17 protein-coding genes and 1 tRNA gene are annotated in these 25409 nt (G+C 34.4%); 14 read left to right on the forward strand and 4 right to left on the reverse strand.

Annotation, left to right across the window (positions count from 1 at the left end; all coding sequences use genetic code 11):
• The first annotated feature begins 289 nt into the window (after positions 1–289).
• The 7 genes from topA (at position 290) to G3A46_RS03715 (ending at position 9855) form a co-directional block, all read left to right on the forward strand.
• Positions 290–2806, forward strand: coding sequence for a type I DNA topoisomerase (gene topA, locus G3A46_RS03685; RefSeq protein WP_165146346.1), 2517 nt, complete (start codon positions 290–292; stop codon positions 2804–2806).
• Positions 2806–3969, forward strand: a complete 1164-nt coding sequence (locus tag G3A46_RS03690; protein WP_165146349.1) for a formimidoylglutamase — start codon at positions 2806–2808, stop codon at positions 3967–3969. The genes topA and G3A46_RS03690 overlap by 1 nt, the downstream gene beginning before the upstream one ends.
• Positions 3970–4078: 109 nt before the next feature.
• Positions 4079–5452 (forward strand): gliding motility lipoprotein GldK, encoded by a 1374-nt coding sequence (gene gldK, locus G3A46_RS03695; RefSeq protein ID WP_165146352.1) that lies wholly within the window; start codon positions 4079–4081, stop codon positions 5450–5452.
• 58 nt (positions 5453–5510) lie between these two features.
• Complete coding sequence (gldL, locus tag G3A46_RS03700) at positions 5511–6170, forward strand: gliding motility protein GldL (protein WP_165146355.1); 660 nt, start codon at positions 5511–5513, stop codon at positions 6168–6170.
• Between the two features lie 41 nt (positions 6171–6211).
• The gene (gene gldM / locus G3A46_RS03705; protein WP_165146358.1) at positions 6212–7774 is read left to right on the forward strand and encodes a gliding motility protein GldM; all 1563 of its coding nucleotides are present in this window, start codon (positions 6212–6214) and stop codon (positions 7772–7774) included.
• 18 nt (positions 7775–7792) lie between these two features.
• Positions 7793–8692, forward strand: coding sequence for a gliding motility protein GldN (gene gldN, locus G3A46_RS03710; protein ID WP_165146361.1), 900 nt, complete (start codon positions 7793–7795; stop codon positions 8690–8692).
• 107 nt (positions 8693–8799) lie between these two features.
• Positions 8800–9855, forward strand: coding sequence for an FAD-dependent oxidoreductase (locus G3A46_RS03715; RefSeq protein WP_165146364.1), 1056 nt, complete (start codon positions 8800–8802; stop codon positions 9853–9855).
• On the opposite strand, the gene G3A46_RS03720 is transcribed toward G3A46_RS03715, so the two are convergent.
• Positions 9856–10257, reverse strand: a complete 402-nt coding sequence (locus G3A46_RS03720) for a DUF983 domain-containing protein (protein ID WP_165146367.1) — start codon at positions 10255–10257, stop codon at positions 9856–9858.
• A gap of 92 nt (positions 10258–10349) precedes the next feature.
• Here G3A46_RS03720 and G3A46_RS03725 point away from each other — a divergent pair, with 92 nt between their 5' ends.
• The 3 genes from G3A46_RS03725 (at position 10350) to G3A46_RS03735 (ending at position 14281) form a co-directional block, all read left to right on the forward strand.
• Complete coding sequence (locus G3A46_RS03725; protein WP_165146370.1) at positions 10350–12260, forward strand: ABC-F family ATP-binding cassette domain-containing protein; 1911 nt, start codon at positions 10350–10352, stop codon at positions 12258–12260.
• A gap of 117 nt (positions 12261–12377) precedes the next feature.
• Positions 12378–14066, forward strand: coding sequence for a patatin-like phospholipase family protein (locus tag G3A46_RS03730; protein ID WP_165146373.1), 1689 nt, complete (start codon positions 12378–12380; stop codon positions 14064–14066).
• Positions 14067–14098: 32 nt separating this feature from the next.
• On the forward strand, positions 14099–14281 hold the full coding sequence (locus G3A46_RS03735; protein ID WP_165146375.1) for a CPXCG motif-containing cysteine-rich protein: 183 nt from the start codon (positions 14099–14101) through the stop codon (positions 14279–14281).
• Between the two features lie 8 nt (positions 14282–14289).
• Here G3A46_RS03735 and G3A46_RS03740 read toward each other — a convergent pair whose 3' ends face one another.
• A complete protein-coding gene (locus G3A46_RS03740; protein ID WP_165146378.1) occupies positions 14290–15852 on the reverse strand; it encodes a hypothetical protein in 1563 nt (520 codons plus the stop codon).
• Between the two features lie 76 nt (positions 15853–15928).
• Between G3A46_RS03740 and G3A46_RS03745 the strand changes: the two genes are divergently transcribed.
• The 4 genes from G3A46_RS03745 (at position 15929) to G3A46_RS03760 (ending at position 21656) form a co-directional block, all read left to right on the forward strand.
• On the forward strand, positions 15929–16684 hold the full coding sequence (locus G3A46_RS03745) for a LytTR family DNA-binding domain-containing protein (protein WP_165146381.1): 756 nt from the start codon (positions 15929–15931) through the stop codon (positions 16682–16684).
• 16 nt (positions 16685–16700) lie between these two features.
• Positions 16701–19607: a histidine kinase gene (locus G3A46_RS03750; protein ID WP_165146384.1), complete on the forward strand. Its 2907-nt coding sequence runs from the start codon at positions 16701–16703 to the stop codon at positions 19605–19607.
• 413 nt (positions 19608–20020) lie between these two features.
• Positions 20021–20093, forward strand: a tRNA-Met gene (locus tag G3A46_RS03755).
• Between the two features lie 600 nt (positions 20094–20693).
• Positions 20694–21656, forward strand: coding sequence for an alpha/beta hydrolase (locus tag G3A46_RS03760; RefSeq protein ID WP_165146387.1), 963 nt, complete (start codon positions 20694–20696; stop codon positions 21654–21656).
• A 188-nt stretch (positions 21657–21844) separates the two neighbouring features.
• Here the strand turns inward: G3A46_RS03760 and G3A46_RS03765 are convergent, their stop codons facing one another.
• Both G3A46_RS03765 and G3A46_RS03770 read right to left on the reverse strand, forming a co-directional pair.
• Entirely contained in the window at positions 21845–23917 is a 2073-nt protein-coding gene (locus G3A46_RS03765; RefSeq protein ID WP_165146390.1) for an alpha-ketoacid dehydrogenase subunit alpha/beta, read from the reverse strand.
• A 173-nt stretch (positions 23918–24090) separates the two neighbouring features.
• A complete protein-coding gene (locus G3A46_RS03770) occupies positions 24091–25404 on the reverse strand; it encodes a dihydrolipoamide acetyltransferase family protein (RefSeq protein WP_241836855.1) in 1314 nt (437 codons plus the stop codon).
• Positions 25405–25409 lie beyond the last annotated feature (5 nt).

The raw sequence follows: 25409 nt of genomic DNA on the forward strand, positions 1-25409 counted from the left end.
ATTTACTGCAAAGATACAATTAAATGCTTGCGGTGACAAAGTGGCAGATTGCTTTTTATATAATTTTATTTGAGATTTAAAAGAAGGAATAAATATATAGGTATAGTTATGAAGTTTTCGTTTGTTAGTGCTTGTTGGCTGAATTTATTGTTGTAATTTTCTTTCATAAACCACTGTTGATAATTATGTGTTTTTAGCTGAAATAATGTGGATTGTATTCAATTATTACAAGCAAAATCTTTCGTATTAAAAAAATCATATACTTTTGCAGTCTTAAATAAAATAGGATATGGCAAAGAATTTAGTGATCGTTGAGTCCCCTGCAAAAGCAAAAACCATCGAAAAATTTCTTGGGAAAGATTTCAAAGTGTCCTCGAGTTTTGGGCACATTGCAGACCTTCCTTCTAAGGAATTAGGAGTAGATGTGGAAGGGGATTTCACACCTAAATATATAGTAAGTAGCGATAAGAAAAAGTTGGTGGCGGAGTTGAAAGCACTTTCTAAAAAAGCTGAAATGGTTTGGCTAGCAAGTGATGAGGATCGTGAAGGAGAAGCAATTGCTTGGCATTTGGCTGAGGAGTTGAATCTAGATAAAGACAAGACTAAGCGTATTGTTTTTCATGAAATTACAAAATCAGCAATTTTAAATGCAATAGAAAACCCACGCCAAATTAATTACGATTTGGTAAACGCTCAACAAGCGCGACGCGTTTTAGATCGCTTGGTGGGGTATGAGCTTTCGCCAGTGCTTTGGAAAAAAGTGAAAGGTGGACTTTCTGCAGGTCGTGTGCAATCGGTTGCAGTGCGTTTGATTGTTGAGCGTGAGCGTGAGATTGAATCATTTAATCCTGTAGGATCGTATAGAATTGATGCTGAATTTACCACATTAGATGGTAGTAAGTTTAAAGCAAAACTTCCAAAAAACTTCGAAACTGAAGCTGAAGCTCGTGAATTTCTTAGAAAGAATTTAGGAGCTAGTTATAAAATTTCAGATTTAACTAAAAAGCCTGCAAGCAAATCGCCTGCAGCGCCTTTTACTACTTCAACATTACAGCAGGAGGCAGCGCGAAAATTGTATTTTTCAGTTGGAAAAACAATGACAATCGCTCAACGTCTTTACGAAGCCGGACTTATAACCTATATGCGTACCGATAGTGTTAACCTTTCTAATGACGCTAAAAACGCAGCTCAAAAAGAAATTATTAAATCCTACGGGAAAGAGTATAGTAAGCCTCGTGATTATAAAGGGAAAAGCAAAGGAGCTCAGGAAGCTCACGAAGCTATTCGCCCTACCGATATGAGTCAGCATACTATTACTGGCGACCACGATCAAGCACGTTTATACGATTTGATTTGGAAAAGGACTTTAGCTTCACAAATGAGCAATGCGCAATTAGAGCGAACCAATGTTAAGATTGATGTGCTTTCCAAAGAAAAAGTATCAGAGAATTTTACTGCAAATGGTGAAATGATAAAGTTTGACGGTTTCCTAAAAGTTTATTTGGAAGGAACCGACTTTGAAGAAGAAGAGCAAGATGGTATGTTGCCTAATATGAAAGAAGGCGATTCGCTTGAAAATAATTACATAACAGCAACAGAGCGATTTACTCGTGCTCCATATCGTTTTACAGAAGCTTCCTTAGTTAAGCAATTAGAAGAGCTTGGTATTGGTAGACCTTCTACCTATGCGCCAACTATTTCAACTATTATTAGTAGAAACTATGTTGAAAAAGGTACTGTAGAAGGGGTAGAACGTAAATACCTTCAGCTTACTCTTGAAAAAGAAAATATTAAAGATAAAACCTTAACTGAAACAGTAGGTTCAGATAAAGGCAAGCTTGTTCCAACTGATATTGGAATGATAGTAAATGACTTTTTGGTTGAGCATTTTGAAAATATCTTAGACTATAACTTTACTGCTAAAGTAGAGCAAGACTTTGATGACATTGCCGAAGGAAAAGAGGAGTGGACGAAAATGATGAAGGAATTCTATGAAAAGTTTCATCCACGCGTAGAAGATGTTGAGAAAAATGCCGATCGTGAAAGTGGAGAGCGTATTTTAGGGGAGGATCCAGAAAGCGGACGTACTGTATTGGTTCGTTTGGGTAAATATGGTCCGATGGCTCAAATTGGTGCTCCTGATGATGAAGATAAAAAATTTGCAAGTTTACGTCCAGACCAACAATTGCATTTGGTTACCTTTGAAGAGGTGATGGATCTTTTTAAACTTCCAAAAACCTTGGGTGTTTACGATAATGAGGAAGTTGAGGTTAACAATGGTCGTTTTGGTCCTTATGTTCGCTTTGGTAAAACGTTTATATCTCTGCCAAAAGGAATAGATCCATTAGATGTTGATATGGCTTTTGCAAAAGAGCTTATTGAAGAGAAGAAAAAAGCAGACGCTCCAATTTATACTTATGAAGACTTACCTGTTCAAAAAGGTGTAGGTCGTTTTGGTCCATATATCAAATGGAACGGGATGTTTATCAATGTGAATAAGAAGTATGATTTTGATAATCTTACTAATGAAGATATCGTTCAGTTAATTGAAGATAAAAAGCAAAAGGAGATTGATAAGCTAATTAACGAGTGGCCAGAAGAGAAAATTAGAATCGAGAAAGCTCGTTGGGGTCGTTTTAATGTTATTAAAGGAAAAGTAAAGGTGGAATTGCCAAAAGGGACTGAAGCCGATAAAATAACGTTAGAAGAAGCTCAGGAAATGCTAGCTAAAAAAGCTCCTAAAAAGAAGGCAGCTGCCAAGAAAAAGACTACAACTAAGAAAAAAGCTTCAGCCAAGAAAAAATAATGATTGAATTTTTAACCCCTGTTTCTAAGAAGGTTTTGGCGGACAGAGAATTACTGCCGCTAGGAACGTTAGGGAAGCAAATAGAAGTACATGCCGAAGTTGGCGATTTACCTGATTTAAAAAACGTTACGTTTGCGATTTTTGGTGTTAAAGAAAATCGTGCGGATGTTAATTACATTGGCGAAGAACTGTGTTTTGATGACTATCGAAAAGCGTTTTATTCGTTGTATCCAGGAAATTGGAAGCACAGAATAATTGATCTTGGAGATATTGAAAAAGGAAATTCTGTTGAAGATTCAAGATTTGCCGTTAAGGAGGTTGTTACTGCACTTTTGTTAAAAAAGATAGTTCCACTAATTTTGGGTGGAAGTCAAGATATGGCTTATGCGCAATATCGCGCGTATGATAATCTTGGGGCTATGGTGAATGTTGTTAATATAGACAATCGTTTTGACCTTGGAAATGCCGATCTTCCAATATCAAATAAATCATACGTTGGGAAAATGGTGGTGGATAAGCCTTATAACCTATTTAATTATAGTGTATTAGGATATCAATCATTTTTTAACGCTCCGCAGGAGATAGCTTTAATGGATAAGTTGTATTTTGACGCTTATAGATTGGGCGAGGTTTGTGCAGATACAACTGTGATTGAGCCAATATTAAGAGATGCAGATATGGTGGCTTTGGATGTAACTGCAATAAAAAACTCAGAATTAAGTTATAAAACTAATGAGAGTCCTAACGGATTTGATGGTCGAGAGATTTGTACGATAGCTCGTTATGCAGGAATTAGTAATAAAGTTAAATCATTTGGAGTTTACGAGTTAAGTAATGCTGTTTATGGAAAAAGTAGCGCAATGCTTATAGCGCAAGTATTGTGGTATTTTGTTGAAGGTTATAACTTCAGAATTGCAGATGATGACTTCGATAATGAGAGACTTTACACTTCGTATAAAGTGCCTATTGACGATGAAATATTGGAGTTTAAAAAGAGTAATAAAACAGAAAGATGGTGGATTGTTTTACCATTTATTTCAAATGTTAATAATAAATTAAAAAGCCAAACGTTATTACCTTGCACTTACAGCGATTATTTGAGTGCCTGTAACCAGGAGATTCCGGAAAGGTGGTTGAAAGCCCGCCATAAAAATGAAGTATAATTAATCAACACATTATAGATTATAGAGGGTTTTGTAAAAAAAAATTGTTTATTAAAAATTTTATAAATAGGTTTACGCCCTTTAAAATTGAAATTTAACCAAAATACCTATGAAGAAATTTATTGCATTAACTGCGATCGTTGCCTTTTTATTCAGTTGTAACTCCGGAGATAGAGGAGAATTGGTTGGGGTAAAAGGTAAAAAATGGTATCCACTAAAACCTTACGGTATGACACTTGTTCCAGGTGGGTCTTTCATCATGGGAAAAAGTGATGATGATTTTGTTGCCGTTAATGATGCACCGCCGAAAACCGTGACTGTTCGTTCTTTTTATATGGATGAAACTGAAATTACTAATTCAGAGTACAGACAATTTGTAAACTGGGTACGTGATTCTACGGTTCGTCTTCGTTTAGCTATTATGGCAGATGAAATGGGGGCAACTCCAGGAGATGGTGGTATTGGAGAATTTGCATTTTTAGATCAAGAAAATGAAGAAATGACTCCGTATGACCAGTATATGTACGATAACTACTTTGGGATGGGAGAGGATTTCTATGCAGGTAGAAAAATCAACAATAAAGTAGATCTTATTTGGGATACTGCTAAATATCCAGATGAATTTTATAGTGAAGTAATGGATACTATGTATATCCCTACAGAAGAAGCTTACAACGGTCAACGTACTATAGATGTAAGTAAGCTTAATTTCCAATATACATATATGGACATTGAAGCAGCTGCTAGAGATAGAAGTAAGAGAAGAAAGGATTTTATAATAAAAGAAGAATTAAATATCTATCCTGATACAACTGTTTGGATTCGTGACTTTAACTATTCTTACAATGAACCAATGCACAACGATTACTTCTGGCACGAAGCTTATGGAAACTATCCTGTAGTTGGTGTAAACTGGAAGCAAGCAAAAGCTTTCTGTGCTTGGAGAACTTTGTATAAAAATGCATATCAAAAATCTAAAAAGAAAAACCACGTAAATTCATTCCGTCTTCCTGGTGAAGCTGAATGGGAATATGCGGCTAGAGGAGGTCTAGAATCAGCTACATACCCTTGGGGAGGACCTTATACTAAAAATGATAGAGGTTGTTTTATGGCTAACTTTAAGCCTTTACGAGGTGATTACGCTGCAGACCAAGCACTTTATACTGTAGAAGCAGATGCTTACGAAGCAAATGACTTCAACCTTTATAATATGGCTGGAAACGTTGCGGAGTGGGTAGCTTCTTCTTACGACCCTTCTTCTTATGACTTTAGCTCTACAATGAACCCTAATGTAAACGACCCAAAAAACATGCGTAAAGTTGTTCGTGGTGGTTCTTGGAAGGATGTAGCATACTTCCTACAAGTGAGTACTAGAGATTACGAATATGCAGATTCTGCACGTAGTTATATTGGATTCAGAACTGTACAGGATTATATGGGTACAGACGTAGTATTAAATCAAAATTTTGGCGACGCTCGCTAATTAAACATAACAACTAACACAATTATTAACAAAAACTCTCAACTAAATCTTAAGTATTATGGCAAAATCAAAATCATCCAAAAAACTATTTAACATGGCCTACGGGCTTGGTGCATCAGTTGTAATTATAGGTGCGCTTTTCAAAATTACCCACTTTGAAATTGCTGGTATTGGAGGTAACTTATTATTAACTATTGGTTTGGTTACTGAGGCAATTATTTTTGCTATATCTGCTTTTGAACCAGTTGATGATGAATTAGATTGGTCTTTAGTATATCCTGAATTAGCAGGTGGTGCCGCTGGAACATCAAGTAGAAGAGCTATTAGCGAACAACCAGAAGAAACTCAAGGAATGTTATCTAAGAAATTAGATGATATGCTAAAAGAAGCAAAAATCGATTCAGAATTAATGAGTAGTTTATCTTCTAGCATCCGTTCTTTCGAAGGTGCCGCTAAAGGTATCGCTCCAACTGCTGAAGCAATGAGCTCTACTAGAAAATATAGTGAAGAAATGGCACTTGCTGCTGCTCAAATGGATTCATTAAATAGTCTTTATAAAGTACAGATAGAATCAACAAGCCGTCAAACAGACGCGAATAAAGCAATTGCTGAAAATGCTGAACAGCTAAAACAGCAAATGCAGAATCTAGCAACTAACCTATCATCTCTAAACGGTGTTTACGGAGGTATGCTTTCTGCTATGTCAACAAAAAACTAATAGGTTTTCACCTTAATTATTAATCTTTAAATAGAATAAAAATGGCAGGAGGAAAACTATCCCCAAGGCAACGAATGATTAACATGATGTATTTGATATTCATCGCGATGATGGCGTTGAACATGTCAAAAGAAGTGCTTTCGGCTTTTGGATTATTAAATGAACGTTTAACAGAGTCTAATACTGCAGCAGAAGCACGTAACAATGCTTTTATGGAGAGCTTAGCATCAAAAGCTGTTGATCAACCAGAACAATATGGTGAAGTAAAGGCAAAAGCTGAACAAATTAGTCAAATATCTGATGAGTTTGATTCATACTTAGAAGGTCTTAAAAGTGAAATGATGAGCACTATTAAACCTGAAGATGCTGAAAGCTATGAAATGCAAGACAGATCAGACTTTTTAGATCAAAAACTTTTTAACGGCGACAAGTATACAGCAGCTGGACAAGAGTTTTTAGATCAAATAAATAACTATAAGAATAGTATTCTTTCGGTTATTGGAGAAAACAAAAGATATGCTAGTATAGCAGCTGATGTTTCTAAAAAATTTGCAACTGATCCTGTAAAACGTGGCGACGGAGTTACATTACCATGGTTAAACTACCACTTTGAAGGTTTCCCTATGGTAGCTTCTAGAACTAAGTTAACTCAGATGCAGAGTGATATCAAAACTACTGAGAACGAGATTTTATCAAATATGTTAGCAGGACAACAAGCTGCAGCATTGTCTTTTTCTCAATACAACACACTGTTAGAAACTAGTAAAACTGCATATTATGCAGGTGAGAAGTTTGATGGAGGTATTGTATTAGGTCGTAAAGATCCAAATACTAAGCCTAACGAAGTTAAACTTACATTAGATGGTAAGCCATTAAGTGCAGATCAATACTCTATCCAAAATGGTAAAGTAATGCTTAATATTACTGCAGGTTCTCCAGGTGACCATAAAATAGAAGGAGATTTAATCTTCAAAGAAGACGGTAAAGAAACTAAGGTTCCTGTTAACTTAGGATTCTCAACAATTTCAAAACCTAATTCTGCTGTAATTGCTGCTGATAAAATGAATGTGGTGTATCGTGGTGTAGACAACCCAATGACGGTTTCTATTCCTGGTATTCCAGATAATAAAGTTAATGCTTCTGCTCCAGGTCTATCTAAAGTTTCAGGTAGTAAATACGTTATGCGTCCAGGATCTGGAAGAACAGTAACAATTACTGCTAGTGGTACTTTACCTGATGGAACAGGTGTTAAAACGCCTGCTGAGTTTAGAATTAAAGATATTCCTGCGCCAGTTGGAGCTATTAGAGGTGAAACTGGGTTAGTGAGAATGCAACGTCAAGGATTAGAGATTTCATCTGTATCTGCAGTATTAGAAGACTTTGATTTTGACATTAATCTAAGTGTTTCAGGCTTTAGTTTAAAAGTACCAGGTCAACCAACTGTACGTGTAAATGGAACTAAGTTGAATGGTGCTGCTGTAAGTGCAATTAGAAAAGCTGGAAGAGGTGAAACTGTTCAGATTTTCGATATTAATGCAAAAGTTTCTGGAAGTGGTGTAATGCTTAAGAAAACCGCTCCAGTAATTATCGAATTGACAAATTAAAAATTAAATATAAGTTTTATGACTTTGAGAAATGTTGTTTTATGTGTTTTAGGTCTTGGAATGGCAGCTAGTGCTCACGCACAGTTGAATATTCTAAACGCCAAAACTCCAGAGGAAATAGGCCTAAAGACCGAAGCCCAAATCGCTTACGATAATGATGGTCCGTTGCCTTATGGCTATACAGATAGTCGCGATGTACTGTGGGCTAAAACTACTTGGGAGATTATTGATCTTAACGAGAGAGTAAACTTCCCATTGTACTATCCTATAGATACAAACAACATTGGATCAGACAGACGTTCTCTTTACGATGTTTTAGTAAAAAACATTAAAAACGGTAAAATTGATGCTGTATATGCAGATTCATATTTTACTGAAAAACGAACGTTAGACGATTTAGAAACTTCTTTAGTTTACAGTGATACTACCGATTTAGGTATTGAGCAATACAATGCTGAAGGGGTAGTAGATCCACAGTACGTGCGTCGTTTTAACTTAGATGCAGGAGATATAGAAGAGTGGCGAATTAGAGGTTACTGGTATGTTGATAAACGTCAAGGTGAACTTAAATACCGTTTGTTAGGACTTTGTCCTGTAGCAAATGAGGCGCGCTCTAAAGCATTTCCAGACGATGGTCTAGATTCAAAAGTTGAACTGTTTTGGGTATGGTTCCCAGGTGCTCGTGAAGTACTTCACAATGCTAGAACTTTTAATAGAAGTAATACCTCTCAACCTATAACTTTTGATCATCTGTTAAACTCTAGACGCTTTAGTGCTGTAATCTATAGAGAAGATAATATTCAAGGTGATAGAGATGTTAAAGATTATATTAACGATAATGCACTTATGCAGTTAATGGAATCTGATAGAATTAAAGAACAAATTCGAAATATTGAATTAGATATGTGGAATTATTAATTCTATAATTATCAAGTCTTAATAAAACCCTTCATTTTCCAATATGGAATTTGAAGGGTTTATTATTTAATAGGTATTCAAGATTTTAAATAAATCCGCAAAAGGTAATGGTTGAAAAAGATTATATAGTAGTAGGGTTAGGAATTGCAGGAATTTGTATTTCTGAACAACTTATTCGACACGGCAAGAGCTTTATGCTTATAGATAGCGGCGTAGAGGGCTCTACGGCAAAATCTGGAGGTGTTTTTAATCCAACTGTATTAAAACGCTTTACAGCTACTTGGAACGTCTCTAAATTTCATCCATATGCTTTTAATTTTTACAAATCGCTTTCTAAGAAAATACAAACTGATTTCTTTGAAGAAAAATCTATTAAACGTATTTTTAAAAGTATTGAAGAACAAAATAATTGGACTGTAGCAAGTGATAAAAAAGAATTGGATGGATTCCTATCTTCTACTTTTATTAAAAATAATAATCCAGCTATAGAAGCTCCTTTGGGATTTGGAGAAGTATTAGGAACCGCTCAAATTCATACGGGAAGTTTGCTTTCTGGATATCGTGAATATTTAAAAAGCAAACAAAAATTAATCACAGAAAATTTTGAATACGAACAACTTCATCAAAAAGATAATTGCGTTGTTTATAAAAACATCTTAGCCCAAAAAATCATCTTTGCAGAAGGCTCAAAAGTAGTCGAGAACCCCTTTTTTCTAAAGAAATCATTAATAGGGAATAAGGGAGAGTTTATTGTTATTAAAGCTGCAGATTTAAAAGTTAAATCTCTTTTGAAAGGACCTATCTATGTAATTCCTATGGGTGATGATAAATATAAAGTTGGTTCAACCTATGGACGTGATGATTATAGTTTAAATCCAACCGAAGAAGCTAAGGATGAAATACTATCAAAACTAAAATCGTTTATTAATTGCTCCTTTGAAGTGATAAGTCAAGAAGCTGGCGTTAGGCCAACTACAAAAGATCATAGACCGCTACTTGGAAGTTTAGAAGAAAATCCAAACCTAGTATTTTTTAATGGGCTTGGTTCGAGAGGGTTTTTAATGGCTCCATTACTTTCAGAAACATTATATAAACATTTAGAAGAAGGGGAGCCCTTAACTAAGGAAATTTATATTGGACGGGCTAAAAATTGGAAGGTATAACTATTCATTTACACCTTTTTTTTGGGCAGCGTATTTATCGTAATCCACGAAGAGGTTAATCCAAATGTTTCTAGACACTCTTACTATAACTGGGAATAAAACAGCTAAGCTTATAATGATAGATAAAAAGGCATAATTTCTATCTAGTCCCATAAAAAAATATGCTATAATAAATGTAGCTACTGCAATTGCAACCCCAACAGCATAACTTACATACATTGCTCCAAAAAAGAAAGATGGTTCTATTTTAAACTTCTTACCACAATGGCTACAGTGCTCGTGCATTTTCATAATCTTCATAACCTTGTAGGGATTGTTTTCAATATACATATCACCTTTATGACAAACAGGACATGTGCTTGTGAAAATACTGTAAAGCTTAGAACCTTTTAAGAATTGCATGAGTGTTTTTTTAGAACCGCAAATTTAAGCATCTTTGCAACAATTACCAGTGGTATTTTACAATCCTGATATCTTAATTCACTTTTGACATAATGATCAACATTCATAATCTTTCTGTTTCCTTTCAAGGAGACTATTTGTTCGAAAAAATAACCTTTCAATTAAAACCTGGCGATCGAGTTGGTTTAGTTGGGAAGAACGGTGCAGGAAAATCTACACTACTAAAGATTATCGCAGGTGAACAAGAATATGATACAGGCCAGATTGCAACTGACAAAGAAGTCTCGATAGGCTTTTTAAAGCAAGATATCGACTTTGAGAAAGGTCGTACAGTTCTTGAAGAATCATATGAAGCTTTTACTGAAATTAAAAAGTTAGAAAAGCGATTAGAACAAATTAACACCCAATTAGCTGAACGCACAGACTACGAGAGTGATGGCTATCACCAGTTAATGGTAGATTTGAATGATATTCAGCATCAATATGAAATACATGGTGGGTACAATTATCAAGGTGAAACAGAACGTATTTTACAAGGTTTAGGTTTCCAACGTGAAGATTTTGGGAAGCTAACAGAAACCTTCTCTGGTGGATGGAGAATGCGTATTGAATTAGCAAAACTACTACTACAAAATAACGATATACTGCTGTTAGATGAGCCTACGAACCACCTAGATATTGAATCTATTTTATGGTTAGAAGATTTTTTAAAGGGCTATACTGGGGCGGTAGTGATTGTATCGCACGATAAAATGTTTTTGGATAATGTTACAAATCGTACCATAGAAATTTCACTTGGAAAGATTTACGATTTTAACAAGCCGTACACTCAGTATTTAGTTCTTCGCAATGAATTACGAGAGCAACAATTAGCTTCTCAGAAAAATCAGCAAAAGCAAATTGAGCAAACAGAAAAACTAATTGATAAGTTTAGAGCTAAAGCTAGTAAAGCTACAATGGCGCAATCGCTTATTAAAAAGTTAGACAAAATAGACCGCATAGAAGTAGATGAAGATGATAATAGTGTAATGACATTACATTTCCCAATATCGGTTACCCCGGGGAAAGTAGTAATAGAAGCGGAGGGAATTACAAAAAACTATGGAGAGAAGAAGGTTCTCAACGATATTGATTTATTAGTAGAAAGAGACAGCAAAATAGCTTTTGTAGGTCAAAACGGTCAAGGGAAATCTACTCTTGCAAAAATTATTGTAGGAGAAATCGAATACGGTGGAAAACTTAATTTAGGTCATAATGTACAGATAGGATATTTCGCTCAAAATCAAGCTGATTATTTGGATGGCACCAAAACTGTACTAGATACAATGATTGATGCTGCAAACGAGAAAAACCGAAGTAAAGTTCGAGATATTTTGGGCTCTTTCCTTTTTAGAGGAGACGAAGTAGAAAAGTATGTGCGTGTATTAAGTGGAGGAGAGCGAAACCGCTTAGCCCTTGCCAAATTAATGCTACAGCCTTTTAATGTCTTGGTAATGGATGAGCCTACAAACCACCTTGATATTAAATCTAAAAACGTTTTAAAGGACGCTTTAAAGAACTTTGAAGGGACTTTAATTTTAGTTTCTCACGATCGTGACTTTTTACAAGGTCTAACCAATAAGGTTTACGAATTTAAAGATCAACACATCAAAGAATACCTAGGCGATATTGATTTTTTCTTAGAACAAAGAAACCTCGAAAACCTACGTGAAGCCGAAAAGAAAACGGTCGTTACAGAAGTTAAAGAGAAACGAACTGCAGGTGAGGAATACGAAATTCAAAAGAAATTAAAATCTGCAAAAAACAAATTAAGTAATGTTGAATCTAAAATAACTTCCTTAGAAAAAGAAATTGCAGCTATAGATACCGAATTACTTATAAATTACGAAGAAACTATTGCTAAGCCTCACTTTTTCGACAAGTATCAAGAGAAGAAAAAGTTGCTTAAAAAATTGATGGAAGAGTGGGAAGTGCTTCAAGAAACCGTAGAATCCCTATCGTAAAAATCGCATAACTCATAAGTTCTTTGGATTAATTGTTTTAACTTGTTGTTTGTTAGCGAGTTATTTATTAGTCACGAGCTTATGGAAAATGAGAAAACATTCAAATTATGCCTCACAATGGCGGGTGCTGTATCGGCCGGGGCATATACTGCTGGTGTAATAGATTATTTATTAGAAACACTTGAGCTTTGGGAAAAAGCGAAAGTTATAAATAGAAGTCGTGGTATTAATCACCCGGATTACGACCATTCTATACCCATGCATCAAGTTGAAATTGATGTAATGAGCGGTTCTTCAGCGGGTGGTATATCTGGTTCGCTCACGTTACTTGCTTTAGCCGATAAAAACTACAAAAGCATAAATAAAGATAACCCAAATGGTATAGATAACATCTTTTATAGAAGTTGGGTAGAAATGGCGGATACTAAAGAAAGTAGCACTATAGACAAACTTCTAGGTGATAATGACTTAAAAGAATTTGGAGAAGTTCGTTCGTTATTAAATACTAAAGCTATAGATGATATTGCCGATGAAGCTATAAGAATACGAGAACAGCGAGAAATTCCTAAATACGCTTCCGATAGTTTAGATGTTATCTTAACGACAACCAATTTACGCGGAATAAATTTTTTGGTGAATTTTGACGGAAGTAGAGACTCTTCAAAGGGAACGGTTATTACAAATCACGGTGGATTTTTTAGGTATAAACTGAAAAATGATAAATACAAATCGGGCATTCCTGAAAATGAAGATGAGTTGTATTATGTGCTTGATATTTCAAAGAAAAAACATCTTCAATATTTAAAAGAGGCAACGCTAAGTACTGCAGCATTCCCGATTGGTTTACGGTCTAGAGAGGTGGCTATATCGTCAGAATACATTAAACGATATCCTAGATATTTATTCAATCAGTCGAAAGGGATAGAGCCCTTGTTACCAGAAGGAGATATCTACACTTTTAATTCTGTTGATGGTGGAGTTATAAATAACGAACCATACGGGATCGCCTTGAAAGTACTTAAAGAAAAGAATCCTAAAAGTATTGAAGCTTGCAGATATGGGGTAATTATGATAGACCCATTCCCCAATAAGGATAAAGACGTTTCCAAAAGTGGGAAAAGTATTTCGAGTATTGCAAAAGGTCTTCTAAGGTCACTTCGAAATCAGGTGATGTTTAATCAAGAAGGAATTTTAGATGCTTTAGATTTAAGCGACCGAACAAAGTTTTTAATAGAACCTGTAAGAAAGATTAAGAAAAATGGAGAATGGGTTAGAAGTAAAAATGATTTAGCCTCTGCACCTATAGGTGGTTTTGCAGGGTTTTTAAGTCGTGATTTTCGGGCGCATGACTTCCAACTAGGTAGAAAAAATTGTCAAGCATTTTTAAGGTATTATTTTGCAATCCCTTCCGAAGAAATCGAAACACGCTTAAGCATTAAGCCCAATGCAGAAATTAAAGAGAGGTTTGAGTTTTCAGTACCTCCTATGGATGTAAATGGTGATAAGCTATTTCCAATAATTCCAGATATGCGAGTGCTTAGAAATTTTAATAATAAATTTGATACCGAAACCTACGGTGAAGATGCAGATATTCAAGATTTACCCTTCCCAAAAATGTCATTTTCAGAATTTGAAAATCGTTATAAGTCGAAGATTAAAAAGAGGATAGGCTTAATTGTAAAATATCTACTTAAAAATAGGTTCCTTTCGTTTTTAGCAAACTTTTTCTACGCAAAAAATGCGGGTTATAAATTTGTAAAAGAAACGATAGAGAAGGAGTTAGCAGAAAATGATCTTTTAAAATAACAAGTGATATATAATCCTAAAAATCCCCAATTATGTACGAACATTTTTTTCAATGCCCACATTGCTGGGAAAGCATTTCGATGTTGCTGGATACTTCCGTGAGGCATCAAAAATATATAGAAGATTGTGAAATTTGCTGCAATCCCTTAGAATTGGAAGTTAGTTTTGAAGATGGAGCGTTAATTGAGTTTACCGCTGTAAGAATATCTCAATAAACTTGAAGCTATTTCTTGCCACTCCCTGTCATTGCTTTTGCTAGAGCATTCTTTAAACTAATCCATAAAAAATTAAAAATGGATTTTGTTTTATCTCGAGTTGCTTCTGCAACCCCTTCACGGTAATTGTCATTGGTTTTATTACTGTTGGTAGAAACAAAAATATTTGCAACAGCCGATAGAAATTTGTTTTTTGTGCTGCCATCTTTTTTAAGCACTGTAACAGAAAAATTTGAATAATTAATTTTTAAATCGGTTGTTGAAGTTTCACTATTCCCATCAATAGTAAAATAAGTTTTATGGGTCTGACCTTTCAAACGCACATTTAAATTAGGTTCGGTAAAGCTGTTCATCCTATCGGCCACTAATGACCCTACTTGTGCTTTAAATAAAAATCTATCTTCTAGATTCTGAACATCGAAACTCCATTCTGCTGTAAAAGGGGTGTTGTCCATAAAATCTGCAGAAATGTTTAAATTAGTTTTTACCGGACTCTTGTATGTATTACCAACATTTGAAATTGCTGCATTTAAGTTTTTGAAGTTGATAGAACCTCCCATGTTTTTAGTATGCTGCCTTTCTTCGTATTTAATATTTGCATTTTTGATGTTAACCGAATCCACAGTTAGCTCAAAAGGTAATTCGCGAAGCATCTTACTATAGAGCGGCTTAACCTTAAAATCGTCTGCAACCAATTTGTCTCTAAAAACTTCTAAAATAGGGGCGTCGAGTGTGATAAGCTTACTTTTAGCAAAAAAGTCATTGTTGTTAAACCCAAAATCAAAATTGTCAATTGATAATGATTTTAATGATAGGTCAAAATGATCACGTTCTTTATGAATTATTCTTGAGAGTTCTCTTTTAGAATATTTTGTTTTAAGCTTAATATTATTAAAAGTTGCCTTCCAATTTTTAACTAAAAAATTTTCTACTGTTAAGTTTTCGTAAGGACTAACTTTTACAAATGCTGTGTCGCTTTTTGCTTCTAAGCTTTTGTAATCAAGCGGTATTTTACGAGTTACTGTTTTATTGTCTATCCGTATTCCGTTAACTTTTACACTTAAACCATTTGTGTAAACTTTTGTAGAATCCTTTCCATCTTCAAAAATTACAAATTTGGTGTTGTTGATTTTAACTTGATCTATAAGTATTGGTTTGTAAATTTTGGCAACGGGTTTTCGCACTGTATCTGTTACAGGTAATTGCCTATCTTGGTAGTAGGCTATAATTGGGTTTTCCAAAGAAATGGACTCAACGTGAATTTCATCATTAAATAAATAATCCCAGTAGCTTATGTCAGAAATTTTGAGCTTTTCAACATTTATAAAAGTGTGTTGTACACTGTCTTTTTTATTGTTGATTATAAGTGACGCGTTGGTTATAGAGAGAGAACCGCTAATAGTTTCAACCGTAATACTTTCATAAGCCCTAATCATATTTTCTGGTAATCGCTCTTCAATAAAATTTTGAAGTTTATTTTTCAGAAAGTGATTTACATAAATATTTGATGCTATTACTATAGCGCCAAATGTAAGAATGACGTATATTGTGTATTTTAAGGTCTTATTCATTTCTCTAAAGATAAGGAAAGTACCAAATTCTTTAAGAATATTTGTAAAAGATATTTCGGTTATATAAATTTAGTTTATGATAAATGTTATCCTCGTAGACGATGAACCACATGCAAATTCATTGCTTAAAGTATTGATTGAGAAACAATTTTCTAATGTCATTACAGTAGTAGGCACAGCGCAATCTATAAAAGAAGCATGTAGTTTAATTGTTAATAACTCAATAGATCTCGTTTTTTTAGACATTCATATGCCTGAAGAAAATGGGTTTGCCTTATTTAATTATTTCTCCAACCCCACATTCGATGTTATTTTTACAACAGCCTATGATAGGTATGCAATACAAGCTTTTAAATATAGTGCATTCGATTATATTTTAAAACCTATAGACGAGTCGGTATTATATGAAACCATGCAGAGATACCTTGTTGAGAAATCAAATTCTAATGCACTGAAAGAGCAAATTGCCTTACTTAAAAGTTACGTTGATCAAGCAGAAGAAGGTAAGAAAAGAATATTTTTCAATACTCTTACAGGTTTTGAGTTAACATGTGTGAATGATATTCTCTTTATCAAAGCCGATGGAAATTACAGTGAGGTGCATATTGCGGGAGATAAAAAAATAGTTGTTTCTCAATCGTTAAGGACTGTAGAGAAACGCTTGCCACAATCATTGTTTTTTAGAACTCATAAAAGCTATATAGTAGCTCTTGCAGCAGTTGTAAGCTATGATAAAAAAGAAAAAACCGTAAAACTAACCGATGGAAGCACGCTCGAAGTATCCTATAGGCGTGAAAATGATTTTTTAAATAGAGTTCTTGAAAAAGTATAGCTTATTTATCATTTATTTGATAACGAATTTATTAGTGTGTAATGCGCAAACACCACCGGTTACGCATTTTTCTACAAAAAACTTTTTACCCCATAACACTGTAAGAAGTCTACATCTTTCTAAAAATGGTGTTTTATGGGTTGGTACGGATAATGGTTTAGTAAGAAAACACAATAACAAAGTATCAACCTATTTTGAGGAGGACGGATTACCGCTTAATAACATATGGGCAATAACCGAAGATGCAAATAGAGATATTTGGGTAGGAAGTTATGGGAATGGAATTGCGCATTTCGACGGCTCCAATTTTACAATTATTAACACCGATAAAGGATTAGTTAACAACCATATTACCCACTTAAATGTATTCGGAGACTTTCTATATGTAGGTACAAGTGGTGGGGTTTCCGTAATTAATATTGCTGAAAAATCTGTAGTTGCTTCATTAAACCATGAGGAAAGTTCCTTAATGCGTATTTCGGGATTCTTCGATTTTAATAATAAAGTGTTTACGACTACCTATAATACTGGGATTTATAAAATTTCAAATGAAAGTGATGAGTACTTTCTTGAAAAAATAAGTGATCATAAATTTATTTACGATTCAGAGAGAATTGGTGACTCCTTGTTTGCTAGTAATAAGGGAGCTGTTTCTGTATTTGCTATAACCGATTTGCTGAACGAAAAAGTACCTGTGGCTAAGAAAAGGGAAGGCTTTCCTATAATTTGGGATTATGCTGTTACCAATGATAAAACTGTTTATGGTGCTGCCTGGGGAGTTTTTGAAGAAAACGGAGGATTGCTAAAGTTTTCTGAAGATGGAAATTCTTATGAAGAGGTTCATGGTATAGATAGTAAAAACCTTGTTGTACTTGAGTATAATCCAAATTTAGAGTTATTGTACGCAGGAACTCTAGACAATGGACTGTTTCAGATATCCATAAACCCAATGGTTCAATATTATCCTTCTAGTCATAAAAAAACCATTGCAATAGATCATTTTAATCAAAACAAAATTAGTTTATACGATGATGGTGTAGATATAGCAAACAAATATTACGGTGCTAGCTTTTTTAAACAACAGGAAGTTGCCTTTGTGAAAGCTAATAAAAACAACTTACCTAAACACGAAGATTTTTTTTATGAGTTGAATTATGATACTCCTGAAACTGATATAATTTTTTACACAATTAAAAAATCACAGACTCACGTGTGGATTAACACAAATATTGGGTTGTATAAATTTCGTCCAGATGGTGTTTTTGAATCGTACTTGCCTTTACATACGCTAGAGTTTGATTTTACTTCAGATAACAACTTAATAGAGACTAATCCGTATCGTGGAGTAAGAGTGTATGAAAGTGAATATCCGTTAAGGTATACATATTATGACGAAGAACTTCCTAGTACTCCTACAAATATTGTTGGAACATTTAGAAGAGATTCAACCACTTATTTTCTTTCAGTTTTTAGCGGTCTTTTTTCTTATGATAAAACATTTAAGTCGTTTTTAGATACTGGGATTTGGAAGGAGAAAAAACTAAGACACAATGCTGTTTTTAATGATTATGTAGCTATAGGGAACGAATTTGGAGATGTATTTATAGTAGATTTCAAGAATGGATTTGAAATAATAAAAAAGATTGATAGATCTGATATTAAAGGAAACTCAATTTTGCTATTAGACTCCTTCAAGGATTGGCTAATAATTGTAACAGAGGGAGGAGTTCTTTTTTACAATGATGAAAAGCAAATATTCATTAATGAAGATCAGGGGGTAACAAAGAATATTCATGCTATAAATGTGCATAATGATGTGTTGTATCTTGGTTCTGATGGAGGAGAGTATCAAGTGAATATGAAAAGCCTGGTTAATTCTAAAAACAGGATTAATAATTTATTTGTAGAACAAATTAAGGTTAATGATACTGTTTATGAACATGGGAAAGAGCCTATTATCTTAAATTCAAAACAAAATAAACTTGAAATTAGTATTTCAACCAATTCTCATCCATATCCAAATAAGCTAGAGTTTTATTATAAAATGAAAGATAACTCAGATTGGACAAAATTAGATTTCCCAGAGATTAATTTGAGCTTTCTTGAGCCTGCAGAATATAACGTAAGTGTTCGAGTAAATGATACATATACTGGGCAGTGGTTTGAAAAGTCTGTTTTAGAATTTACAATTAACCCCCCGTTTTATGAACAGTGGTGGTTTAGGTTATTGGTGGCTACTGCAATAGTCTTTGTCACTTCTCTTTATTTTAATCGTAAAAGAAAACAACACCAAATAATAACAGCAAAAGAAATTGCAACTAATAAACGTATTGAAAGGCTAAAAGCTGAAGCCTTATTAGCGCAAATGAACCCGCATTTTATATTCAATGCATTAAACAGTATTCAGCATTTAGTAGTTATAGGTGAAAATGAAAAGGCTTCGAGCTATTTGGTTAAGTTTTCAAAGCTGGTAAGAGCCAATTTAAACAATTCTAGTCGCACGCTTATAAGCTTAAAAGAGGAATTAGACTATCTAAAAACTTATTGTGAGATAGAGAATGAACGTCACGAAAATCGTATTTCTATAAACTTTATAGTAGATCCGAAAATTGATGTTTGTGATACAGAAATTCCAAATTTAATACTGCAACCTTTCTTAGAAAATGCTTTTGTTCACGCATTTCCTAACATTATAAAAAACCCAGCATTATCACTTGTTATTAATCAAATGCAAGACAATAAACTAAAATGTGTAATCACTGATAATGGAATAGGGAGTAAAAAGGTAACTAAGCCTACACAACGTACTTCAAAAGGTATTTCACTTATAAAAGAAAGGTTACACTTTTTAAATTATAATTTAGATTCTGCTCTCAAAATAGAACATACAGAGTTTGGGACAACTGTCACTCTTTTTCTCTGATTCTACGTTTATCCAAATTTTAGATACGTTTATACATTAGGTCGAAATCAATAAAATAATGACTCTATATTTGAACTGTCATTATATAGTTGATAAGATTTTAACTCGTTAATGTTTAGATTTTGGTTTTTTACCATTATTAAGCTACCGATTACACCTGCTGTTGGGGAGCAGTGGGTGTATTGGGACGCTTTTAGCTTCACGATAACCCCTCTCTTTTATTTTTATTCCTGATTTTATTCGTCAGCGCCATTCAAAATCAGCTATTTATTAAGCGGTTATAAAATACTTTAATTTTCTTCGGAATTTTATTTGCAAACTAGTAAAAGGTTTGTATCTTTGCAGTCCAATATTTCAGTCGGCATTATGAACCGAAAGTTAAAAGCTAAAGATGAAATATTGAAAACCCATATCGCGGGATAGAGCAGTAGGTAGCTCGTCGGGCTCATAACCCGAAGGTCACAGGTTCGAGTCCTGTTCCCGCTACTAAGTAAGAAGACTTCACTATAAATGTGAGGTCTTTTTTTTTGAATATAACTTTTTAGAACAGGACGAGAAGTTTATACTGAGCGCAGTCGAAGTAAGTCCTGTTCCCGCTACTAAGTAAGAAGACTTCATTAGTAATGTGAGGTCTTTTTTTTTTGAATATAACTTTTTAGAACAGGACGAGAAGTTTATACTGAGCGTAGTCGAAGTAAGTCCTGTTCCCGCTACTAAGTAAGAAGACTTCACTATAAATGTGAGGTCTTTTTTTTTGAATATAACTTTTTAGAAGAGGACGAGAAGTTTATACTGAGCGCAGTCGAAGTAAGTCCTGTTCCCGCTACTAAGTAAGAAGACTTCACTATAAATGTGAGGTCTTTTTTTTTGAATATAACTTTTTAGAACAGGACGAGAAGTTTATACTGAGCGCAGTCGAAGTAAGTCCTGTTTCCGCTACTAAATAAGAATACTTCACTATAAATGTGAAGTCTTTTATTTCTTCTATTTATACATCTTTGAGACACCTAATAATCTAGATTAACTTATATTTCAAAATAGTATATTTAATTTATACAATATTCAACTTTATAAAATGAGGCATCTATGAAATTAAATGAAGGGCAGTATTCATTAGATATATTGGGTGATGATTTTCAACAAATCACCCTAGCATTAGAGGATGATTATGAAGGGAAAGTAGTTGCTACTATAATTCGTAAGAAATCGCTTGTAAAGTCTTCTAAAGCTGCCTTATATATTCACGGCTTTAATGATTACTTCTTTCAAAGTGAAATGGCAAATCACTTTAATAGTGAAGGGTTTAATTTCTATGCGCTAGATTTAAGAAAGTACGGTCGTTCGTTCTTGAGTCACCAAAAGTTAAATAATGTACGCTCCTTAGAAGAGTATGACGAGGAGATAAATAAAGCTTTGCAGCTTATTCATTTAGAAGAAAATAATAAGGTGGTTTTATTGGGGCACTCTACAGGTGGTTTGATAGTGACTAACTATGCCGGAAGGCATTTAAACAGTAGCTTGTTTCACTGTGTCATCTGTAACAGTCCCTTTTATGAGTTTAATCTTAATTCATTTGAAAGAAAAATAGGTATACCCATTCTAGCATTTTTAGGGAAATATATGCCCGATAAGAAAATTTCCAGTGGTCTTTCTAAGTTTTACGGTTATAGTTTACATAAAGATATGTTTGGTGAATGGAGCTACAACTTAAACTGGAAACCTCACGAAATACCCAAGGTGGGTTTAAGTTTTATTAGAGCTATATACAATGGCCATAAAAATATTCAGAACCACTTAAAATTGAATGTTCCCTTACTAGTGATGCATAGCGATAGAACTATTTATGAAAAAAAATGGACGGAAGATTTTATGCAAGGGGATGCTGTGTTAAATGTACAACACATCGAATATTATGCTAAAATGATTAAAGATGACGTTACAACACACGCGATAAACAACGGAATGCACGATTTATTCCTTTCTAAAATACCTGTAAGAAAGCTGGCGTACAAAACTTTATTTGATTGGCTTAAAACGAAAATAGATTAAAAAAAGAAGATCATCTATATAGATGATCCTCTAGAATTTGGGGGGATAATATGTGTCAATTACTTTAGTAGTCCTATTTTAATTGCATTTAAATAATTGGAAATTAAGTTATTATAACTTGAATTTTCATTAGTATTTTAAAAAACTTTAAGATAGTGTTTAATTTTTAATTAATCATTAAAAACTCTTTAATATCCTAATATGTCCAATATTTTCTTTTTAACCTTTTCAGTTGAAGGAATCATTGTCTCTTCAAGTGTTGAGTTTAAAGGAATGGCTGGCATATTTTCTGAACCAATTAGCATTACTGGTGCATCTAAATATTGAAAGCATTCTTCTTGTATTCTTCCTTGAAGTCCTCTACTGAATCCATTTTCTGATGGCTCTTCTGTTACAACTAGACATTTTCCACATTTTTTAACCGATTTAAAAACTGTTTCATAGTCTAATGGGTGAAGGGTTCTAAGGTCTACAACTTCAATTTTATCCTGCATTCCAAGTTCCTCAGAAGCATTCATTGCCCAATGTACTCCCATTCCATAAGTTATTATTGAAAGAGTTTCTTCATCTTCTTGCTTCCAAATTTCTTGTAAAACCCAAGCTTTTCCAAATGGTAAAATATAATCTTCTGCAGGTAATACTGAAGTAGCTCCTTTTGTTCCTTTCACTTTACTCCAATAAAGTCCTTTATGCTCAAAAATTACAACAGGGTTTGGATCGTAATAAGCCGCTTTTAAAAGACCTTTAAGATCTGCTCCATTACTTGGATAGGCTATTTTTAATCCACGGATATTTGTAACAATACTTTCTACTGAAGAAGAATGATAAGGCCCACCACTACCATAAGCTCCAATTGGAACACGTAATACCATTGAAACGGGCCATTTTCCTTCCGAAAGGTAACAACTACGACTTACTTCGGTAAATAACTGATTTAGTCCTGGCCAAATATAATCGGCAAATTGAACTTCAACGAATGGTTTTAAACCTACGGCACTCATTCCAACTGTACTCCCAACTATAAAAGCTTCTTGAATAGGAGTGTTAAAAACGCGGTTGTCGCCAAACTTTTCAGCTAAAGTAGCAGCTTCACGGAAAACTCCTCCCAATCGCCTTCCCACGTCTTGGCCATATAATAAGGATTCAGGATGCTTGCGCATAATTTCCTCAATAGCAGATAAAGCACAATCCACCATCACTACTTTTTCGGCACCTTTCGGGCTTCTATCTCCAACTTCTTCGGTTATTTCGGTTGGTGCAAAATCGTGAGTAAATAAATCTTCCGATTTTGGGTCTTCTGCTTTAAAAGCTTTTTCTAATGACTTTTTGACTTCGTTTTTAACTTCGCTCTCAATCTCGTCTAATTCTTTTTGTTTAAAACCATTATCCAGCAATAGTTTTACCATTTTCGGATATGGGTCACGAGTTCTAGCTTCGTCTAAATCGTCGCGATAAAATTCCATTCTAACACCTGAAGTATGGTGATTTAATAATGGGACTTTTGCGTGTACTAAAAATGGTCTGCGCTCAGTTCTTATTTTTGAAATTACATCTTGAAGTGTGTTGTAGCTTTCTTCAAAATCAGTTCCATCAATAGTTACCGCCTCTAGTCCATTAAAACCTTTTGCATACTCATAAGCATTTTGAGCTCTTGTTTCAGCTGCGTTTGCTGAAATATCCCAACCATTGTCCTGAACCAAGTAAAGTATGGGCAGTTTCTTTAAAACAGCCATTTGGAAGGCTTCAGCAACTTCACCTTCAGTAACAGAAGCGTCGCCTAAACTACAAATTACAATTGGAGCATCTAATTTCGAATCCTGAGTTTTGAATTCTGAATTAAAGGATTCTTTATACCAAAAGCCTAAAGCTACCCCAGTGGCAGGTATTGCTTGCATTCCTGTAGCAGAACTCTGATGAGGAATTTTAGGCTTATCGTCGTCTTTTAAGCTTGGATGAGAGTAATAAGTTCGCCCACCGGAAAAAGGATCGTCTTTTTTAGCTAAAACCTGAAGCATTAACTCATAAGGTGTCATCCCAATAGAAAGCAAGATTGAATCATCCCTGTAGTATGGAAATACATAATCTTGCGGTAAGAGTTGCATCCCTGCAGCTATTTGTATCACCTCGTGACCACGCGAAGTTGCATGAACGTATTTTGAAACAGTCTTAAAGTTCTCCTCATAAATCTCAGTCATTCCTTTTGCAGTAACGAGAGTTTTAAAGGCTTTTTTAAGGGTTTCTTTATTTATTTTATTAACCATCGATTCACGATTTTATAATTGTTCTGAGACTTAACAAGGTTTTAAAAACTGTTAGCTCTAACTTTTAAATTAATTCTTTCTTTTATCTTTTTCTTTGTCATTTTGAAGGGTACTTTTTACTCGCGATAATCCCTGTCAAAATGCTTGTCGCTAGTTTGTAGTAGTAGTATTGACTACAATTCCCTATTTACATCAAACTTCTCCATATAGTCAGCAATTCTTCTCAAAAATGAACCAGCTAAATATCCATCAACTATTCTATGGTCGAATGAAAGAGAGAGGTACATCATATGGCGAATTTCAATAGTATCTCCCGTTTCTCTTTCCATAACCTCAGCGCGCTTTTTTATAATTCCTGTAGCCAAAATTGCTGCTTCGGGTTGGTTAATTATTGGTGTACCCATTAAACTACCAAAAGTTCCAACATTACTAATAGTAAAAGTACTTCCTTTAGTGTCGTCACCTTTTAACTTATTGTCACGGGCTTTACCTGCTAATTCGTTCGTGGCTTCAGCTAACTCTTTCAGGCTTTTTTTGTCAGCATTTTTTACCACTGGAACAATTAAGTTACCTGTAGGTAGGGCAGTTGCCATTCCAATATTTATATCCTCTTTCACAATTACATTTTTTCCATCTAAAGATGAATTTATCATAGGGAAATCGGTAATTGCTTTGGCTACACATTCAATAAATAATGGGGTGAATGTAAGCTTTTCATTGTATTTTTTCTGAAATGGAATTTTGTTTTCATTTCGCCACTTTACCATTTCCGTAAGATCGGCTTCCACGTAAGCAGTAACGTGTGGAGATGTATGTTTAGAAAAAACCATATGGTCGGCAATCATTTGACGCATACGATCCATTTCTACTATTTTCCCTTTGCCTTTGTCAAATTTTAAATCTGGCACTTGAAACCCTGTAGGCTCTGAAACAGGTTGTGCAAACTTAAACGGACGTCCGCTTGCAATATACTCTGTAACATCACTCTTACGTAAGCGTCCATCTTTTCCGGTTCCAGGAATTCGTGCTAACTCTTCATAGCTAATATGATGCTTTCTGGCAATGCTATCAACCAAAGGTGAAATGAATAGGTTTTCATTTACTTTAAATGATTTTGCTGGTGAACTTTGACTAGGCTTCGCAATTTTTTCTTTTGAAGCTGAACTAGTACTACTGCGCTGAGCAACCTTATTTTTTGAAGGTGATGATGAAGTTTTTGAATCTGATTTTTCTAAACCTACACTATCTGAAAGTTCTAAAATAGCTATAACTTCTCCGATTGGAACTACATCTCCATTGCTGAATTTTTGTTCAATTAACTTTCCTGAAGCTACTGCAGGGACTTCATTATCCACTTTATCTGTAGCTACTTCTAAAAGTACATCTCCTTCTTCAAAAGACTCGCCAACGTTTACGTGCCATTCTATGATGGTTCCTTCGGTAATGCTTTCGCCCATTTTGGGCATTCTAAATTCCTGCTTAGGCATATTTT

The organism is Aequorivita sp. KMM 9714, assembly GCF_011065475.1.
Taxonomy (GTDB): domain Bacteria; phylum Bacteroidota; class Bacteroidia; order Flavobacteriales; family Flavobacteriaceae; genus Aequorivita; species Aequorivita sinensis.

What these genes read in the sequence shown, in the direction of transcription:
- topA (WP_165146346.1), top strand. Translation starts at nt 290, where the DNA reads ATGGCAAAGAATTTAGTGATCGTTGAGTCCCCTGCAAAAGCAAAAACC.
- G3A46_RS03690 (WP_165146349.1), top strand. Translation starts at nt 2,806, where the DNA reads ATGATTGAATTTTTAACCCCTGTTTCTAAGAAGGTTTTGGCGGACAGA.
- gldK (WP_165146352.1), top strand. Translation starts at nt 4,079, where the DNA reads ATGAAGAAATTTATTGCATTAACTGCGATCGTTGCCTTTTTATTCAGT.
- gldL (WP_165146355.1), top strand. Translation starts at nt 5,511, where the DNA reads ATGGCAAAATCAAAATCATCCAAAAAACTATTTAACATGGCCTACGGG.
- gldM (WP_165146358.1), top strand. Translation starts at nt 6,212, where the DNA reads ATGGCAGGAGGAAAACTATCCCCAAGGCAACGAATGATTAACATGATG.
- gldN (WP_165146361.1), top strand. Translation starts at nt 7,793, where the DNA reads ATGACTTTGAGAAATGTTGTTTTATGTGTTTTAGGTCTTGGAATGGCA.
- G3A46_RS03715 (WP_165146364.1), top strand. Translation starts at nt 8,800, where the DNA reads ATGGTTGAAAAAGATTATATAGTAGTAGGGTTAGGAATTGCAGGAATT.
- G3A46_RS03720 (WP_165146367.1), bottom strand. Translation starts at nt 10,257, where the DNA reads ATGCAATTCTTAAAAGGTTCTAAGCTTTACAGTATTTTCACAAGCACA.
- G3A46_RS03725 (WP_165146370.1), top strand. Translation starts at nt 10,350, where the DNA reads ATGATCAACATTCATAATCTTTCTGTTTCCTTTCAAGGAGACTATTTG.
- G3A46_RS03730 (WP_165146373.1), top strand. Translation starts at nt 12,378, where the DNA reads ATGGCGGGTGCTGTATCGGCCGGGGCATATACTGCTGGTGTAATAGAT.
- G3A46_RS03735 (WP_165146375.1), top strand. Translation starts at nt 14,099, where the DNA reads ATGTACGAACATTTTTTTCAATGCCCACATTGCTGGGAAAGCATTTCG.
- G3A46_RS03740 (WP_165146378.1), bottom strand. Translation starts at nt 15,852, where the DNA reads ATGAATAAGACCTTAAAATACACAATATACGTCATTCTTACATTTGGC.
- G3A46_RS03745 (WP_165146381.1), top strand. Translation starts at nt 15,929, where the DNA reads ATGATAAATGTTATCCTCGTAGACGATGAACCACATGCAAATTCATTG.
- G3A46_RS03760 (WP_165146387.1), top strand. Translation starts at nt 20,694, where the DNA reads ATGAAATTAAATGAAGGGCAGTATTCATTAGATATATTGGGTGATGAT.
- G3A46_RS03765 (WP_165146390.1), bottom strand. Translation starts at nt 23,917, where the DNA reads ATGGTTAATAAAATAAATAAAGAAACCCTTAAAAAAGCCTTTAAAACT.
- G3A46_RS03770 (WP_241836855.1), bottom strand. Translation starts at nt 25,404, where the DNA reads ATGCCTAAGCAGGAATTTAGAATGCCCAAAATGGGCGAAAGCATTACC.